This is a genomic window from Streptomyces sp. NPDC097617 (genome assembly GCF_044761485.1).
Classification (GTDB): Bacteria; Actinomycetota; Actinomycetes; order Streptomycetales; family Streptomycetaceae; genus Streptomyces.
In genome coordinates, this window is the sequence record NZ_JBIWCL010000036.1 from 49,187 (window position 1) to 66,555 (window position 17,369).

17 protein-coding genes are annotated in these 17,369 nt (G+C 71.4%); 9 read left to right on the forward strand and 8 right to left on the reverse strand.

The window, feature by feature from the left end:
* Positions 1–15: 15 nt before the first annotated feature.
* Positions 16–864, reverse strand: a complete 849-nt coding sequence (locus ACIQZO_RS37150) for a hypothetical protein (protein WP_403635362.1) — start codon at positions 862–864, stop codon at positions 16–18.
* A 131-nt stretch (positions 865–995) separates the two neighbouring features.
* Between ACIQZO_RS37150 and ACIQZO_RS37155 the strand changes: the two genes are divergently transcribed.
* Positions 996–1,211: a hypothetical protein gene (locus ACIQZO_RS37155; RefSeq protein WP_403635363.1), complete on the forward strand. Its 216-nt coding sequence runs from the start codon at positions 996–998 to the stop codon at positions 1,209–1,211.
* A gap of 58 nt (positions 1,212–1,269) precedes the next feature.
* On the forward strand, positions 1,270–1,482 hold the full coding sequence (locus tag ACIQZO_RS37160; RefSeq protein ID WP_403635365.1) for a hypothetical protein: 213 nt from the start codon (positions 1,270–1,272) through the stop codon (positions 1,480–1,482).
* Positions 1,483–1,632: 150 nt separating this feature from the next.
* On the opposite strand, the gene ACIQZO_RS37165 is transcribed toward ACIQZO_RS37160, so the two are convergent.
* The 5 genes from ACIQZO_RS37165 to ACIQZO_RS37185 form a co-directional block, all read right to left on the reverse strand.
* On the reverse strand, positions 1,633–2,361 hold the full coding sequence (locus ACIQZO_RS37165; protein ID WP_403635367.1) for a phosphatase PAP2 family protein: 729 nt from the start codon (positions 2,359–2,361) through the stop codon (positions 1,633–1,635).
* A gap of 202 nt (positions 2,362–2,563) precedes the next feature.
* Positions 2,564–3,571 carry an NlpC/P60 family protein gene (locus ACIQZO_RS37170; protein WP_403635369.1) on the reverse strand — a complete coding sequence of 336 codons (1,008 nt, stop codon included), beginning with the start codon at positions 3,569–3,571 and terminating at the stop codon, positions 2,564–2,566.
* A 76-nt stretch (positions 3,572–3,647) separates the two neighbouring features.
* The gene (locus ACIQZO_RS37175; RefSeq protein ID WP_403635370.1) at positions 3,648–5,345 is read right to left on the reverse strand and encodes a serine/threonine-protein kinase; all 1,698 of its coding nucleotides are present in this window, start codon (positions 5,343–5,345) and stop codon (positions 3,648–3,650) included.
* Positions 5,346–5,403: 58 nt separating this feature from the next.
* Complete coding sequence (locus ACIQZO_RS37180; RefSeq protein WP_403635372.1) at positions 5,404–6,195, reverse strand: thioesterase family protein; 792 nt, start codon at positions 6,193–6,195, stop codon at positions 5,404–5,406.
* A gap of 51 nt (positions 6,196–6,246) precedes the next feature.
* The gene (locus ACIQZO_RS37185) at positions 6,247–6,855 is read right to left on the reverse strand and encodes a LysE family translocator (RefSeq protein ID WP_403635374.1); all 609 of its coding nucleotides are present in this window, start codon (positions 6,853–6,855) and stop codon (positions 6,247–6,249) included.
* A 94-nt stretch (positions 6,856–6,949) separates the two neighbouring features.
* On the opposite strand from ACIQZO_RS37185, the gene ACIQZO_RS37190 reads away from it, so the two are divergent.
* On the forward strand, positions 6,950–7,789 hold the full coding sequence (locus tag ACIQZO_RS37190) for a pentapeptide repeat-containing protein (protein WP_403635376.1): 840 nt from the start codon (positions 6,950–6,952) through the stop codon (positions 7,787–7,789).
* A gap of 277 nt (positions 7,790–8,066) precedes the next feature.
* On the opposite strand, the gene ACIQZO_RS37195 is transcribed toward ACIQZO_RS37190, so the two are convergent.
* Positions 8,067–9,221, reverse strand: coding sequence for an alpha/beta fold hydrolase (locus tag ACIQZO_RS37195; protein ID WP_403635378.1), 1,155 nt, complete (start codon positions 9,219–9,221; stop codon positions 8,067–8,069).
* 297 nt (positions 9,222–9,518) lie between these two features.
* Here ACIQZO_RS37195 and ACIQZO_RS37200 point away from each other — a divergent pair, with 297 nt between their 5' ends.
* The 6 genes from ACIQZO_RS37200 to ACIQZO_RS37225 all read left to right on the forward strand — a co-directional run bounded on the left by ACIQZO_RS37200 (position 9,519) and on the right by ACIQZO_RS37225 (position 16,496).
* Positions 9,519–9,827 (forward strand): hypothetical protein, encoded by a 309-nt coding sequence (locus ACIQZO_RS37200; protein ID WP_008742356.1) that lies wholly within the window; start codon positions 9,519–9,521, stop codon positions 9,825–9,827.
* Positions 9,828–9,929: 102 nt separating this feature from the next.
* Entirely contained in the window at positions 9,930–10,763 is an 834-nt protein-coding gene (locus ACIQZO_RS37205; RefSeq protein ID WP_403635379.1) for a hypothetical protein, read from the forward strand.
* Positions 10,753–12,072 carry a hypothetical protein gene (locus ACIQZO_RS37210; RefSeq protein WP_403635381.1) on the forward strand — a complete coding sequence of 440 codons (1,320 nt, stop codon included), beginning with the start codon at positions 10,753–10,755 and terminating at the stop codon, positions 12,070–12,072. The genes ACIQZO_RS37205 and ACIQZO_RS37210 overlap by 11 nt, the downstream gene beginning before the upstream one ends.
* Positions 12,069–13,631: an SCO6880 family protein gene (locus ACIQZO_RS37215; RefSeq protein WP_403635383.1), complete on the forward strand. Its 1,563-nt coding sequence runs from the start codon at positions 12,069–12,071 to the stop codon at positions 13,629–13,631. The genes ACIQZO_RS37210 and ACIQZO_RS37215 overlap by 4 nt, the downstream gene beginning before the upstream one ends.
* A gap of 19 nt (positions 13,632–13,650) precedes the next feature.
* The gene (locus tag ACIQZO_RS37220; RefSeq protein WP_403635384.1) at positions 13,651–15,066 is read left to right on the forward strand and encodes an ATP-binding protein; all 1,416 of its coding nucleotides are present in this window, start codon (positions 13,651–13,653) and stop codon (positions 15,064–15,066) included.
* 2 nt (positions 15,067–15,068) lie between these two features.
* Complete coding sequence (locus tag ACIQZO_RS37225; protein WP_403635386.1) at positions 15,069–16,496, forward strand: type VI secretion protein; 1,428 nt, start codon at positions 15,069–15,071, stop codon at positions 16,494–16,496.
* Here the strand turns inward: ACIQZO_RS37225 and ACIQZO_RS37230 are convergent.
* Positions 16,493–17,062, reverse strand: a complete 570-nt coding sequence (locus ACIQZO_RS37230) for a GNAT family N-acetyltransferase (protein ID WP_403635388.1) — start codon at positions 17,060–17,062, stop codon at positions 16,493–16,495. The genes ACIQZO_RS37225 and ACIQZO_RS37230 overlap by 4 nt on opposite strands.
* Positions 17,063–17,369 lie beyond the last annotated feature (307 nt).

Sequence of the window (17,369 nt, forward strand, 5' to 3'; positions counted from 1 at the left end):
CGTCCCCCACCCGCCTCACTGGTCGGCGACCTTCCCGGCGTAAATGTCCCCGCTTGCGGGCAATACGACGGTCACCGGCGTCCCGAACCCGTACAACAGCGTGGTGGACGACACATCGATCACGCCATTGTTGACGTACGTGAAGCGGTGGCGGACCTTCCGCAGCCGCCCCTCCTCGTCCAGGTAGGCGTCGAACGGCACGGTGTCCGTGCTGAACCCTTTCGCCGCCGCCTCCAGCGCCCCCCGCACCTCCGGCGACGCACTCCGCGCGGCCCGCCCGATGTCCGTGGTCCCCCGGTAGTGCCGCACCTTGGTGCCCGCCACCTCGGTCTCCCCCACGTACGTCACCTCCTGCGCGCCCCGCAGCAGCTCGGCCGCGACCAGCGGATCGGTCGCCCCGCCCGTCACCAGGTTCCCGTCGCCGAGGGTCGTCGTATCGACCCTCACCCACTTGTCGTCCGGAACGCCCGCGCCGCGGTTCTTCATGTACAGCGCGCCCGGCACGAGCAGCTCGGTGATCGGCCGGTGCTCGGCCTTGCCCTTCACATCGGCGGGGAGCATCACCAGGAGCTGCCCCATCCGCTTCTTGAAGTCGACGCCGCCCTCGCCGCGGATCGTGACCCGGGTCCCGCCCGTGGCCATCTCCATGGCCGTACGGGCCCGGGCGCTGCCGGTCCTCACCAGCGCGTCGGCGGCCCCGCGGACCACCGTCGCGGCGTCTGCCGCCGCGTCCGCCGCCGGGGGCCGGTCGTCGTCTCCGCCGCCCGTGCATCCGCTCATCGCCGCGACCGCCAGGGTGACGCCGGCGGCGAGCACCGCCTCACCCGCACGCCCACGCCGACGCCTGTGCCGGTGAACCACCATCGCCTGCCAACCCCCAACGCATGACCGCTGCTTGCCCGAGGCCCCCACCCGCTCCGCTTAACGAGGTCCGGGGTTTCCCGTCACGGGGACGCGCCCTCCCCGCCCGCCGCCCGCCCCGGTACCGTGGACGTGTGGAACCGCACACCGAAGCGACCCCGGTCCCTCCGCTTGACTTCCTGTCGCTCCCGCGGCCGCACGCGCAGCCGGAGCCCCCGACCGGACACACCACATCCACCGCCGACCGCGGATCCTTCTGCCTCGCCGTCTGCACCTGCGGCTGGAGCGGCCCGGCCCGGCGCTCCCGCGACTTGGCGCGCAAGGACGCGGCCCGCCACGCGACCCCCTAGGTAGGCCGTTCGGACCGCCCGGCTGGCCGGGGTGCCGCGCAGCGGATGCCCTGGACTCATGCCAGGATCCGCAGCCCGCCTCGCCGCCCTTCTCTGGGCCCTGCTCATCGCGTTCGCCCCGGCCGCCGCGGCCTGGGCCGGCCCGATGGGCTCGGCGGACAGTCCGGCCGACGTGGCCCTGGCCATCGGACTCACCTCGGCAGCGGCCGCGGTCACCGGCTGGTGGCTGCGCTCCCGCTACCGCCGCGACGCCGACGGCGGCGATCCATGACGCTCCGCCCCCGGCCACGGGCCAGGCCGCGGGCGAGGCCGACGGCGGTCCGGATGTGCTTCGTGGCGGCGTTTCTGTGCCTGCTGACGGCCGTGCTGCTCGCCGTGTGGAACGCGTACGCGCAAGCCTGAGACCGGCCCGCCGGCGTCGTCAGGCGGCGAGGTCGCTCTCGTGCGTACGCTGCCCCGCGGGCGGGGTCTGCGCCTGCGGCAGGTCAACCGGCCGGGGCAGCGCGCGGCCCTTGTCCCGTACGAGCCATCCGGCGCGCCGGGAGCGGGCCACCCTCCGCACCACCGGTGCCAGGGCCGCCATCGCGAGCGGCGCGAGCAGCAGCACCACGGCGGTGCCGAGCGCGAAGGCGCCGATGACGTCGGTCGGGTAGTGGACGCCCATGTAGACCCGGCAGAGGCCTTCGGCGAAGGCCAGCCCGATCCCCAGGACGCCGATCCTCCGGTTCGCCACGAACAGGCCTACGCCCAGGGCCATCGCGAGGGTGGTGTGGCCGCTGACGAAGGAGAACTCGGTGTGCCCGAGCCCCGAGCCGAAGCCGGGATCGAGCACGTGGAGGCCCTCGTGCTGCACGAACGGCCGCGGCCGCCCGACGAACTCACGCAACGGCACATTCACCAGCAGCGCCGTTCCGGCGGCCAGCGGCGCCCACACGAGCGCGGCGAAGGTCTCGGCGGCGGTGGCATCGTCCTGCCGGCGGGCACCGCGCCAGCACCACAGGACCAGGAGCACCAGGGCCAGCAGGATCCCGTACTCCCCGACCAGGCTCACGACCCGGTCGAGCCAGGCCGGAGCGTGCCGGGCCGCTCCGTTGATCTCGTACAGCAGGCTGACATCCACGTTCGGCCCACCTGTTGTGAGTCCAGCCATGGTGAAGCGGCCCCTTGCCCTTGCCGTGGTCCCCTGCGGACGCACCCCTGTGTGCGCCCCTCCGCCCCCACTTGATCAACCCCCGCGCTCATGGAACGCCCGTTCTGGCTCCTACGTTCCATTCTCCACGCAATGATCACTCCAACGTTATCGAAGAGTGACTCATCGTCGCAGCTCAGGGCCTTTGCCTTACGGAGAGTTGCTACGAGGCCCGACCAGCGGCGGGACGCTCCGGAAGAGCCTCCGCACCATCCTTGGTCACACGCGTCGCACCGAAGTAATCGGGAGTGTCGATCTTGTCGAACCGGATGACGGCGCCGGTGTAAGGGGCGTTGATCATGTACCCGCCGCCCACATACAGCCCGACGTGCCGAATCTCCCGGGAGTTCGTCAGATCGTCGGAGAAGAAGACGAGATCACCGGGCAGGAGTTGATCCCGCGAAGGGTGCGACCCGGCGTTGTACTGGTCGTTCGCCACCCGCGGCAACTCGACCCCCACGGTCTCGAAAGCGGCCTTGGTCAACCCGGAGCAGTCGAACCGCCCGTCCTGATCGGGCGTCCCGTTGCCACCCCACAGATACGGCGTCCCGAGCTGCTTCTGCGCGAAGTAGATCGCCCCGGCAGCCTGTTGCGAGGGCGCCACCCGCCCCACGGGCCGCTCGAAACTCTTGGCCAGAGTCGTAATGGCCTTCACATACCCCTGGGTCTCCTTGTACGGGGGCACCCCGCCGTACTTGATGACGGCGTACGCCCCCGCGTTGTAGGCCGCCAGCATGTTGGACGCGTCGTCCCCCGGCACGCTCGCCACGTCCTTGGCCAGCTGGCAGTCGTAGGAAGCCGCTGAGGGAATCGCGTCGTTCGGGTCCCAGATGTCCCGGTCCCCGTCCCCATCACCGTCAATGCCGTGACCCGCCCACGTACCGGGAATGAACTGCGCGATACCTCGCGCGTCCGCCGGACTCACGGCGCTCGGGTTCCAACCGCTCTCGGAGTACAGCTGGGCAGCGAGCAGGGCCGGGTTGATGGCCGGGCAGAGGTTGCCCCATTTCTCCACCAGCGCCTGGTATTTCGCCGGCACGGCGCCCTTCGCCAACCCGACAGCACGACCACCCGCACCGGACCCCACGAGGCCCGCCGCCGCCGAGTACGTCCCCACGACGAGGAGCGCCACGAACGTCAGACACAGCCCGATCCCGATCCCGCCGACCATCCAGAATCTGCGCACCCGTCAACCCTCCCCCATCCCCGTCACTTCAACGTGCGATTCGGCCGTGTCGCATGTCCTACTACCCCACTTGGAAGCCGGAGCAGGCGATGCTCGCGTACTTCGTAGGGTCATCCTCGACGTGGTAGAAGACCACCGTCCAGTCCCCGGGGTCGGCGGACAGGGGCACAGCCGGCCACGTCTTGCCCGCGGCGTGCATCGAGAAGTCGTCCGGGTACGTGAGCGTCACATCACCACCAGACTTCCAGTGCGTGTAGATGTCGACGGGTTTGCTCGTGTAGCCGACGGCCCGGTTGTCCATCGGGAACGGCTTGCCTGTGGACGGTTCGATGTCGTGGGGGGACTTGACCGCCACGGACACGTAGTACGGCTGCGGCTCGGACTGGGCCATCTCCGCGTACTTGATCCGCATCTTGACGGACGCGGACCTACCCGGCTTCCCGTTGACGCTGGTGGTCGACACGGCCGACTGGAAGCCCGCGCCCGGAGACTTCTCCTCGGCAGGCTGGTTGCACTGGCCGACACCCTGGACAGCCAGGTCCAGGTCGGGGGAGCCCGTCCATACATAGCGCGATATCTGATTGTTGTCGATGTAATCGGCCGGTGGTTTGGCAGCACCCTTGGAGCCGGTGGCCGCAGGGGCCTGCCCGCCCTGCCCCGCAGGCGGCGTACTCGGCGCACCACCACCCTTGTCGGCCCCGTCCCGGGCCACTCCGCCGTTTCCGCTTCCGTCGAACGGGAGCAGCTTCCACGCCGCCAGGGAGAGCGTCACCGCCACGGCCACCCCCGCGCCGACGCGGACAGCGCGCCGCAGCCGGGTACCCCGGGCGGGCTGCGGAGCCTGCTCGGGGTGCGTCGGGACGTACGAGAGGCCGGGCCCCTCGGTGCGCATCTCGTGCATCGGCACCGGGTCGCCGAGCACGCCCAGGGCCGCGTACACCGGATCGTCGATCAGCGCGTCCCGCACCCCGCACCGGGCGATGACCTCGCGCAGGCCCGGCCGCACCGCCGGCTCCTTCGCCACGCACGCCTCGATCAGCCCCGCCAGCCCCGGCTCCACCCCGGCCACGTCGACCGGCTCGTGCACCGCCCGGTAGCTCACCGTCGCCGCCACGCCCGTACCGAACGGCGGCCGCCCCGTCGCCGCGTACGCCAGCGTCGCGCCCAGCGCGAAGACGTCCGCCGCCGGCCCGGCCTCCGCGCCCAGCAGCACCTCCGGCGCCGTGTACCCCGGCGTCCCCGGGGCCTGCCCGTCCTGCGTGAGGGCCGTCTCCCCCACACCCCGCGCGATGCCGAAGTCGATGAGCTGGGGCCCCTGCGCGCCCAGGACGACGTTCTGCGGCTTGAGGTCCCGGTGCGTCACCCCGTACGAGTGCACACTCGCCAGCCCCTCCGCGAGGGCCGCGAACAGCCGCCGGCAGGTGTCCGCGGGCAGACCGCCCCGCTCCGCCACCGCATGCCCGAGCGTCGGGCCCGCCACGTACTCGGTCGCCAGCCAGTACGGCGCCGCCGCCAGCGAGGCGTCGATCAGGTTCGCCGTGTACGCCGACCGCACCGCACGCACCGTCTCGGCCTCGCGCCGGAACCGGGCCAGCGCCTCGGGATGCCCGGTGATCTCGTCCCGGATCACCTTCACGGCGACCAGGCGCCCTCCGGGCGAACGCCCGAGGTACACCTGCCCCATCCCCCCGGCACCCAGCCGGGCCAGCAGCGCATGCGCCCCGATCTGCGCGGGGTCGACGTCTCTCAGGGCCTCCACCGGCACGAGCCTGCCACACCGACTCCCGTACCAAGAAGGCGGGTTGGGATGTGACGGGCTAGGAGCGCGGCGCCACGTACAGACTCTGCGCGCTCCGCCCGATGGGCCCCTTCTCGTCGTGGAGCAGCGCATCCGCGAGGCCGATCCCGGCCGCGTCCACACTCGTCCGGGCCTCCACGCACGCCCACTCGCCCACCGGGTGGCGGTGCAGATGAACCGTCAGGTCACCGTTGATGAAGACGTAGCGCCCGAAGTCCATCACCGAACTGATCCCGTTCCCCGAGTCGGCGGCGACCAGCACCCGGTCCAGCGGCATGGTCTCCTCTCCGGCGATCAGCGGCACCTTCATCCGCATCCAGCACGTACCGGGGCCCAGTTCGACGAAGGCGCCCTCGGTGAACCGGGTCTCCATGGCCGAGTGGTAGCCGGTCTCCCAGGGCACGGGGAAGAACGGCGTCAGCTCCACCTCCCCGGGCGGCGGCAGCTGCGGCCCCGGGACCACGGCCGGCACGGCCTCCTCGGCGACCCGGATCCGCAGGGCACGCGCCAGCATCACGGGCGCGCCGCCCGCCGGGGCGAGCGCGGCCTCGACCACCTCGGTCCCGCGCCCGGCCCGCAGCACACTGGTGGTGATCTCCAGCTCGCCGATCGGCACGGGGCGCAGGATCTCGTAGGTGATCCGGGCGATCCGCATGTCCGTGCGCGCGCCCGGCCGCTCCTCGACGGCCCGCCCGAGCAGTGCGGCCGGCGGCCCGGCGTGCTGCGAGCCCGGGTCCCACGGACCCCGCGTGTACTCGGTGGCCAGGAACCGCCCGGCGTCGACCCGCTCGAAGAACCCTTCGGCACCCATACCGACCACGCTACCGACAGGTAACCCGGGCCACCACCCCCTACCGCTCACTCAACGGGCGAACCCCAGCCCCACGCCCAGCCCCACCAGCACCGACCCGATGGCCCGGTTCAACGTCTTCTGCGCCTTCAGCATCCGGTCGCGCAGCCGCGAGACGGAGAAGAACAGCGCGACCGCCCCGAACCAGCCCAGGTGCGCCGCCGACATGAACAGCCCGTAGCCCGCCTGCTGCCACACCGGGGTCTGCGGGTTCACCACCTGCGTGAAGGTCGACACCACGAACAGCGTCGTCTTCGGATTGAGCACATTGGTCAGGAACCCCGACCGCAGCGCCCCCAGCCGGGTCAGCTGCGGCTTCGACTCCAGGTCGACGGTCACCTCGGCCCGCGCCCGGAAGGTCCGTATCCCGATCCACACCAGATACGCGGCACCCGCCAGCTTGATCGCGGTGAACAGCGTGGTGGAGGAGGCGATCAGCAGACCGACGCCTAGCATCGTGTAGGAGACGTGGACCAGCACGCCGGCCGCCACCCCCGCGGCGGCGAACAGGCCGGTGGGGCGCCCGTAGAGATAGCTGTTGCGGACCACCATGGCGAAATCGGCGCCGGGACTGATCACGGCGAGAAGGGTGATGACGGCGACTGCGATCACTTCTGTCATACGAGGATGCTCACCTCCGCCACCCCGTGGATCAACCCCTGTGGATAACGCCCGGATGCACCGAGCGCCCCGGAACCCGCCCCGACCGGGGACAATGGGAGGCGTGCCGAACCATCCCGCCGCCGCCCTCCCCGCCCTTCCCGTCCTGCAGGCCGACTGTGCGAACTGCTTCGCGCTGTGCTGCGTGGCGCTGCCCTTCGCGAAGTCGAGCGACTTCGCCGTGAACAAGCCCGCCGGAACCCCCTGCAAGAACCTCCAGCAGGACTTCCGCTGCGGCATCCACACCCGGCTGCGCGACAAGGGGTTCCAGGGCTGCACGGTCTTCGACTGCTTCGGCGCCGGGCAGCAGGCCTCCCAGGTCACCTTCGGCGGCCGCGACTGGCGCACGCACCCCGGCACGGCCGGCCAGATGTTCGCGGTCTTCCCCGTGCTGAGGCAGCTGCACGAGCTGCTCTTCTACGTCAGCGAGGCGTTGACCCTCCCGGCGGCCGCCCAGGTCCACGCGGACCTGCGCCGGGTCCTGACGGAGACCGAGGAATGGACCCGCGCGGACGCGCAGGCCCTGACCGACCTGGACGTCGGCGCCCTCCGCCGGCGGATCAACACCCTGCTCCTGAAGACCAGCGAACTCGTACGGGCGAAAGTGCCGGGCCGCAAGAAGAACCACCGCGGCGCCGATCTGATGGGCGCGCGCCTGTCCGGAGCCGACCTCCGTGGCGCGAACCTCCGCGGCGCCTACCTGATCGCCGCGGACCTCACCCGCGCCGACCTCCGCACGGCCGACATGATCGGCGCGGACCTCCGCGACACCAATCTCCGCGGCGCGGACCTCCGCGACACCCTCTTCCTCACCCAACCCCAACTGAACGCAGCCCAGGGCGACCCCACCACCCAAATCCCCCCCACCCTCACCCGCCCCACCCACTGGACCTGACCCCCCACCCCCACTTCCAGCCCGCCGGCGTACCCCTTCCACCCCCGCTCCGCGCTGCAGGCAACCCCCTCCACTCCCACCGGCACCCCCTCCAAGCCCCGCCGGCACCCCTCCAGCCCCACCGGCACCCCTCCAGCCCCGCCGGCGTTTGAGGCGCACCCCTCCAGCCCCGCCGGCGTTTGAGGTGCGGGGTCTGGGGCGGAGCCCCAGCAACGGCGCCGCACCCGGCACACCGCGGCGACGGCACACCCCAGCCCAACCCAGCCCGGCGGCACCGTCACCCCCGCGCCAAAAACCCCCGCACGGCAGCGAAATACCCCTCCGGGTCCCCCACCCGCACCGCATGCCCCGCCGGCAGCTCGACCAACCGCACCCCCGCCCTCCGCACCGTCATCTCCCGCGCATGCTCCGCCGACAGCACCCCGCTCCGATCCCCCCGCACCAGCAACGTCGGCTTCCGCACCCGCAGCCAGTCCTCCCAGTGGTCCCCGTTCAGCCCCCGCTGGGACTCCACCATGTCCTCCGCCTCGAACGCGGTCCCCCACCCGTCCGGGTACTCCCTCAGCGCCCCCTCCACATACGGCGCCGCACGCCCCACCCCCGCCAGGAACCCCTCCCTCGTCGCGGCCCTCCTCGGCCACTCCCGCACGAACGACAGGTCGCCGTCGACCACCGCCCCGATGTCCTCGACCACCACCGCCCGCACCAGATCCGGCCGCCGCGCCGCCAGCTGGTACGCATTGACCCCGCCCAGCGAATGCCCCAGTACCACCGCCGGCCCCAACCCCAGCTGCTCCAGCAGGGCCGCCGCATCCGCCACGTACCCCTCCCGCGCGTACTCCCCCGCACGGTCCGAGTTCCCGTGCCCCCGCTGGTCCAGGGCGATCACCCGCCACGCCGGACCCACCTCCCGCGCCAGCCGCTCGAAAGCCGTGGCCCCCGCCTCGAAATGCCCGTGCAGCGCGAGCAGCGGCGCCCCCGGCCCGCCGAAGTCCGTATACGCGAGCCTCCGACCGTCCTGCGTCACCATCACCCCCGGCAACGGCCCCAGTTTGTCGATGACCCGCTGCCGCAGCAGCTGGTACTCCTCCCAACGCCTGCGCAACCGCCCGCCCGGCCGCTTCACGACCCGCCCCGGTGTGACCGTCTCCCCCCGCCGGAACTGCTCCCGCGTCAGATCGATGCGGATACCGCCGGGCAGCAGGTTCCACCAGTGGTAGCCCTCCTGTCTGCCGCCGTGGAACACCTCGCCCAGGACCAGGTCCCCGCCCACGAGGTCCTGCACCACGAGAGCGGTGATGTCGCAGTGCCCCCAACCCGGATTCTCCGGAGTCCACGGGATCCCGGTGATGTCGGAGGGCTCGCAGGTCTCGGCGGACCATCCCGCCCGGACGGCCGCCTCGAGGTCCGCGAGAGTCAATGGAGTCGTCATGCTCGCCAGCGTGCCGCACCCCACTGACAACACGGCCGCACACGCCACCGCGTACCCACAAGACGACAATCATTGCCCGGCGTCACCCCCCGTGATACACAGAGTGACCGCATGTTCTCGCGCGCACACCCCGCCTCTGCCCAGGTCAGAGCGCGGAAGCGGAGCGCGGGCCGCGAGATCGGGTAAAGAGAGCCGTCAAGTCGACGACGGCGGCGGTTTCATCAGCGAAGATAGTGCGTAACCCCTGCCGTCGGGCATGGGGCTTCCGGAACTACCCATACAGGGGCGGTGAGTTACATGATCCTGGCGGCCGAAAAGGGCGACATCACCACCATCATCGGCGGAATCGCCCCCAACTGGGGGCCTTTCGGCAGTCTCGGCAACGAAGCGAAGGTCATGATCGAGGTGGTCATGGCCGTGGCGATCCTGCTCTGCCTGGGCATCGCCATCTGGGGGGCGGCCAAACAGCGCATCGGCGCGACCGCCCTCCGCGACACCTTCAGCGCCGAACAGGGCAAGGGCCTGATCGTGGCCGGGCTGACCGGAGTCTTCATCATCGGCTCCCTCGGAACGCTGTTCACCATCGTCTACGGGATGGCCGTCTAGCCGGGTCGCGCGCCGGTCCGCGTAGCTGATGACGTATCACCACACCACATCCACGCGAGAACCAGCGCTACCGTCGTACGACGCGGAGGGGGCGGACAGGCAATGAGCAACGACGACCAGTACGGCGGCGCCGGCGGCTACGGCGAGGTCGGCGGCACCGGCCAGACCCGCACCCTCCTCCCGGACACCCCGGCCGACCCGTACGGCCCCACCCGCCGCACCCCGCGCACCTCCCGCAGCCTGATCACAGTCGTCGGCGTGGTGGTCCTCCTGATCGCGGCCATCGCCTTCGCCAACTCCGGCCCGGACACCCCCTCGGACGAGGCATCGGACAAACCCCCGGCCGCCTCCTCCACGGCAGCCACGGGCACGGACCCGGTCACGGGCAAGTCCGCCGGCATCCCCAAGGGCTTCGCCCACGACGAACAGGGCGCGCAGTCGGCGGCCGCCAATTTCGCGGTGGCACTCGGTTCTGACGGCATGTTCAAGAAGAACACCCGGCACGCTCTGGTCGACGGCATCTACGCACCCGACGTGGCAGCTCGGCTGAAGGACCCTCAGGACGAGGCCTACTCAGCCGACTTCCTCGCGAAGCTGGGGCTCGACGCCAACGGCAACGCCCCGCAGGGCAGCACCTTCGTCACCCGTACCGTCCCGATCGGCACCCGGGTGGAGAGCTACGCGCCGAACGCCGCCAAGGTGGCCGTCTGGTACACCGGTCTGATCGGCATGTCCGGGCCCAAGTCCACCGACCCGGTGCGCACGCTCTGGAAGACCTGGACCTTCGAACTGAGCTGGATCGGCGAGGGCTGGAGAGTCGTCGACGACACCCAGCAGGACGGGCCCGCCCCGGTTCCCGGCGATGTCCCTGTGTCGACGTCGGACGACATGAGCAAGGCCATCAAGGAATTCGGGGGATTCACCTATGCCCGCTAGCCGGCTCCCCGCGCGGCTGGGCGTGATCGCCTCCGCCCACCTCGCCGTGACGGCCCTGGCCACCCGGGCCCACGCCGCACCCGTACCCACACCGACCGCCACCCCGCAGGCGACCAACGACCCCTGCGCCCTTCTCGACGGCCCCTCCAAGCAGTACTGCCAGAGCGGCACGGGCACATCCGGCGGCACCCCGCAGACGGGCCTGGCGCCAAGCGACGGCGGAGACGCCCTCAACCCCCTCGCCTCCCTCGCCCGCGGCTGCGCCGACGCCGCGGCCTGGATCGTCACCAAGCTCAGCGAAGCGGTCAAGGGCTCGGCCGAGGTCGACTTCACCAACCCCGCCTTCCTCAAGCAGTACTCCGTCGTCTTCGCCGCCTCCACCATCCTCACCCTCGTCCTCTGGCTCTTCGCCGTCGCCAAGCGAGCCGTCCGCGGCGTCCCCCTCACCACCGCCATGTCCGAAGCCATCGGCTTCCTCTGGCTCACCGTCCTCGCCTCCGCCTTCACCCCGCTCATCCTCTACACCGTCGTCTCCGCCACCGACGGCGTCACCGAGGTCATCGCCTCCGCCGCCGGCGGACAGACCGACGTCTTCTTCGGCTCCTTCTCCGAGGCCCTCAAGAAGGGCGACGACATCGGCGGCGGCCCGATCATGCTGATCGTCGTCGCGCTCGTCACCGTCCTCGCCGCCGGCGTGCTCTACCTGGAGCTGTTCATCCGGGCCGCCCTCCTCTACGTCGGCGCCCTCCTCGGCGTCGTCGTCTACGCCGGGCTCGTCGACCGCAACCTCTGGGGCCACGTCCGCCGCTGGGCCGGCATCATGATCGCCGTCATCCTCGTGAAGCCGGTCATCGTCATCGTCCTCGGCCTCGCCGGCGCCCTGACCGGCGAGAAGGGCCCCAACGCCTTCTCCGCCGTCGTCACCGGCCTCGCGATCATCCTCCTGGCGATCTTCGCCTCCGCGATGATCTACCGCTTCGTCCCCGGCTTCGGCGACGAGATCGCCTCCGCCCGCGCGGGCCGCAGCAAGGCCACCGACGGCGCCCAGGCGGCCGCCGTCATCAGCTCCCCCGCCTCCCTCGTCTCGCAGGGCATCAAGACCCACAGCAGCCGCGGCGCCCACCGCGGAGGCGACGGCGGTGGCGGCAACAACGCCCCCCGCCCCGCCAACCCCCTCTCCGGAGGCGTGGCCGCCCACAGCAGCCGCCCCACCTCCGGCGGCGGGGCCGGCGGCGGATCTGTCCCCTCCGCCGCACCCCCGCCCCGCACGAGCTCGAGTACGAGGAACACAGGAGGTGACGGGCGTTGACGACCCAGTCCCACCAGCTGCACCCGGTCGCGCCCCGCCGCACGTATCTGATCGGCCGCGCCCGGCCGAACGCGATCGTCGGCAAGAACCGCGAGACCGGCGAGATCGCCCTGATCATCGCCGGGGCGTTCTTCGGCATGATGAGCGGACTGCTCGTCCCCGACCTCACCCTGCGCATCGTCAGCCTCGCGGGCTTCCCCATGGTCGCGCTCGCCGCCGTGTACGTCCCGTACAAGGGCCGCACCTTCTACCGCTGGTTCGAAATCAACCGCAGCTACAAGCGGACCCTGCGCCGCGGCACCACGTACCGCTCCAGCGCCATGGAAGCCGGCATCCGCGGCTCCGACGGCCGTGAGGTCGAGGTCGGCCCGCCCCCCGGCATCGGCCGCATCAACTGGCTCGCCGCCCCCTTCGGCCCCGACGAGATCGCCGTCCTCCTGCACGCCGACCGCCGCACCGTCACCGCCGCCATCGAGATCGAGGGCCCCGGCGTCGGCCTGCGCGACAGCGAGGACCAGGAAGCCCTCGTCGACCGCTTCGGCACGCTCCTCAAGCACGTGGCCAACGGCGACGGCTTCGTCACCCGCCTCCAGATGCTCGCCCGCACCCTCCCGGCCGACCCGGACGCGCACGCCAAGGACGTGGCCCAGCGCGGTGACACCCAGTCCCCCGGCTGGCTGCGCGACTCCTACGACCAGCTCCAGTCGATGGTGTCCACCTCCTCCGAGCAGCACCGCGCGTACCTCGTCGCCTGCATGCACTACACGCGCGAACTCGCCGCCGAGGCCAACGCCATCGCCCGCGCCGGCACCTCCCACAAGGGCCGCAAGCTCGACCGCGACGCCGGCCTCGCCATCGTCATGGCCCGCGAGCTCACCGACATCTGCGCCCGCCTCGCCGAGGCCGACATCCGCGTCCGCCAGCCCCTCGGCCAGGGCCGCCTGTCCTCCCTCGTGCACTCCATGTACGACCCGGACCACCCCATCGACCACATCCAGGCCATGACCAAGCGCAACGCCTGGCCGGCCGAGCTCGACGCGGTGGAACCCACCTTCCTCCAGGCCAAGACCCGCGAGTCCTCCACCCGCGCCCCCTGGTGCCACGCCACCGCCTGGGTCAAGGAGTGGCCGATGACGCCCGTCGGCGTCAACTTCCTCGCCCCGCTGCTCGTCCACACCCCCGATGTGATCCGCACGGTCGCCGTCACCATGGACCTGGAGCCCACCGAGGTGGCCATCGAGCGCATGCTCACCGAGAAGACCAACGACGAGGCCGACGCCTCCCGCGCCGCCAAGATGAACCGCACCGTCGACCCGCGCGACATCGCCGCCCACGGCCGACTCGACCAAAGAGGTGAAGATCTCGCCAGCGGTGCGGCGGGAGTCAACCTCGTCGGGTACATCACGGTGTCCTCGCGTTCGCCGGAGGCACTCGCCCGCGACAAGCGGACGATCCGCGCCTCCGCCGGCAAGTCCTACCTGAAGCTGGAATGGTGCGACCGCGAGCACCACCGCGCCTTCGTCAACACCTTGCCGTTCGCCACCGGCATCCGACGCTAGCTGGAGGGAAGTGCCGCCCATGCGAGATCCCATGTCCGCCCTGACGGACGCCTTCACCAGCTTCCTCTTCGGCAAAGTCGAAACCACGCGCCTGCCCGTCCGCACCTCCACCGGGCAGGCGCAAGCCGTCTACCTGCCCACCGCCGCCCCCGGACTCGGCGACTCCGGCGTCATCATCGGCCGCGAGGTCTACAGCGGCAAGGGCTACATCTACGACCCCTTCCAGCTGTACGGACAGCAGCTCCCGGCCCCCCACTGGCTGGTCCTCGGCGAATCCGGAAACGGCAAGTCCGCCCTGGAGAAGACGTACGTACTGCGCCAGCTCCGCTTCAAGGACCGCCAGGTCGTCGTCCTCGACGCCCAGGGCGAGGACGGCGCCGGCGAGTGGAACCTGATCGCCCAGCAGCTGGGGATAACCCCCATCCGCCTGGATCCCATCGCCGCCAACGACGACGGGATCCGCCTCAACCCCCTCGACCCGGCGATCACCGCGACCGGTCAGCTCGCGCTGCTCCGGACCATCATCGAAGTCGCCATGGGCCACGGCCTCGACGAGCGCGCCGGCTTCGCCCTCAAGGTCGCGCACGCCCACGTGGTGGATACCATCACCACCCGCCAGCCGGTCCTGACCGACATCGTGGAACAACTGCGCCACCCCGAGCCCGAATCGGCCCTCGCGATGAACGTCGACATAGACGATGTCCGGGCCTGGGGCCTCGACGTGGCGCTCGTCATCGACCGCCTCGTCGACGGCGACCTGCGCGGCATGTTCGACGGCCCGACCACCGTCGGCATCGACCTCGACGCCCCGCTGATCGTCTTCGACCTCTCCCACATCGACCGCAACTCCATCGCGATGCCGATCCTCATGGCGATCGTCGGAGTCTGGCTCGAGCACACCTGGATCCGGCCCGACCGCAAGAAGCGCATCTTCCTCGTCGAAGAGGCCTGGCACATCATCAACAGCCCCTTCGTGGCCCAGCTGTTCCAGCGCCTGCTGAAGTTCGGCCGCCGCCTCGGCCTGTCCTTCGTCGCCGTCGTCCACCACCTGTCCGACGTCGTCGACGGCGCCGCCGCACGCGAGGCCGCGGCCATCCTCAAAATGGCCTCCACCCGCACCATCTACGCCCAGAAGGCGGACGAGGCCCGAGCCACGGGCCGGGTCCTCGGCCTCCCACGCTGGGCGGTCGAGATCATCCCGACGCTCACCCCCGGCATCGCGGTCTGGGACGTCAACGGCAACGTCCAGGTGGTCAAACACCTGATCACCGAAGCCGAACGCCCTCTCGTCTTCACCGACCGCGCCATGACCGAGTCCTCCGCCCCCACCCGGCTCCCCGCCGACATGCTCGCCGCCGAACTGGAGGCGGAGGAACGGGCCCTGTCCATCGAACGCCGCCGCGGCGGCCCGGGCTCCGCGACCACGGTGGCCTGACCATGCACGACGCACGACGTACGGAGACCCCCGCGCGCGGCGGTGTCCCGGACGGCCTGCTGGTCGGCCTCCTGGCCTTCCTGCTCGGCCTCGCCGTCCTCGTCTGGTCGGCCACCGGCCTGGCCGCCGTCGCCGCCAAGGGCGCGTGGCCCGACACGGTCACCTTCACCCGGACCCCGGAGGCCGTCCGCGCCCTGATAGCGCAGCCGCACGACATCCCGGCCGCCTGGCCGGACACCGACCCGGCGGCCCTCTCGGGCTGGGGCCTGTTCTGGGGCCTGTTCGTCAGCCAGCTCCTGGTGCTGTTCGTCCTCACGGTCTTCGCCATCGGCGTGATCGCCCGCACCAAGTCCCGCCGCGCCCTGGCCAAACAGCCGGCGGAGCCCCCCACCCCACAGGCCACGATCCCAGCCGCACAGGCGGCGATCCCTGGACCGTCGGCCACCATCCCAGCCCCGCCGGCGTTCGAGGCGCGGGGGTCCGGGGGCAGCGCCCCCGTCGGCTACGCCCCCCAGACCGCACCCGACGCCCTCACCTACGCCGGCCCCCACGACCGCTTCCGCGCAGCCACCCACCGCATCGCCGAGACCGAGGGCGCAGCCCTCATCGTGACCTCCTCGCCCACCCTCTGGGCCGAGACCAAGGACGCCCGCGCCAAACTCGGCCCGGTCCTCCTCTACGACCCCACCCACCTGTGCGACACCCCGGCCCGCATGCACTGGAACCCCGCCGATGGCTGCGCCGACCGCGAGACCGCCGCCGCCCGCGCGATCGCGCTGCTGGCCCCCGTACGGCCCCAGGCCCGCATGGACGCGGCCGTGGCCGACACCGCCGAAACCCTACTGCGCAGCTGGCTCCAGGCCGCCGCCCTGGACGACCGCCCGTTCAAGCTGCTCCACCGCTGGGCCCAGGGCAACAACGCCCAGGACCCAGTCCGCATCCTGCGTACGCACCCCCAGGCCGCCCCCGGCGCGGCCGGCGAGCTGGAGAGCGCACTCACCGCCCACCCCGAACGCCGCGAGCTGGCCCAGAACCTGACGGCCCGTGTCCTGTCCTGCCTGACCTCGATCCACATCCGCGAGGCCTGCAACCCGAACCGAACAGATGCCCTCACCTTGGCATCATTCGTGGCCGAAGGGGGCACCCTCTACCTGGTGGGTGAACCTCTGGAGGATCCCCGCACCCACCCGGGTGCGATGCCCCTGCTCACCGCACTCGCCTCGTACGTGGTCGAGCACGGCCGCCGCATGGCCGCACGGTCATCCCACGGTCGGCTCGACCCACCACTTTCCCTGGTGCTGGACGACGTGGCCGCCGTGGCCCCGATCCCCCAGCTCCCGGAACTCCTGACCACGGGAGCGCTCCCCCTGCTCGCGCTGTGCCGCAGCCGCGAACAGGCCCGCTCCCGCTGGCCGGAGGGCGACCTCTAGACCCCGGTCGGCCGCTGGAACACGTACTCCAGTTCCTTGGCGCCCGTGTTCCCCGGCATCGGTACCACCGTGCCGCTCGGCTCGAACCCGTAGCGCCGGTAGAAGGCGGCGGCCCGCGCGTTGTCCTCGTGCACGAACAGCCGTACGCGTTCCACCACCGGCTCCTCCAGCCCCCAGGCCCACTCCAGCGCGCTCGCGAACAGGGCCTCGGTCAGCCCGGTCCCCCGCTGCTCGGTCCGCACGAACACGCCCACGAGGTGGCCCTGCGTCCGCTCGACGCCCTGGTCGAAGAAGTCGGTGGTCCCGCCCTCCTCGACCAGCACGGTCACCGATCCGTCCCACGTCCCGTCGGCCGCCTCGGCGACGAACTGCCGCGACGCCCGCCCGTGGGACGCACCCCCGGCGCGCCCCTGCCAGAACTCGTCGGGCTGCCCCTGCGCCTCCTCCACCGACTCAAGGAAGGCCACGGGCGCAGCCGGGTCGTGCAGCGCCGCGATCCGCAGCTCCTTGACCTTCGCCCACTCGTCACCGCGTACTGCACGTATCACGTGCCTGGTCTCGCTCATGCGTGGAGATCCTAGCCACGGATCATGGATGCTTCACCTATGAATTCGCATGTCAGGGCGCTCAGTCACGTTGCCGCGCGCTCCTTCGGCCGGCCCCTGGACCGCGACCTCGCAGTCACTCTGACCTTCCACCCAGACCGCCGGTCCGGCTCGCGCACGATGTCGGCTATCTGGCCCGCTTCGGAAACCCGGGCGCACCGTCGATAAAATTCGCCGTAAACGCAGAAAAGCCCCGCACCGAGCCCATAAGGGCTGGTGCGGGGCTTCCGCAATAATTGTTCGGCGGCGTCCTACTCTCCCACAGGGT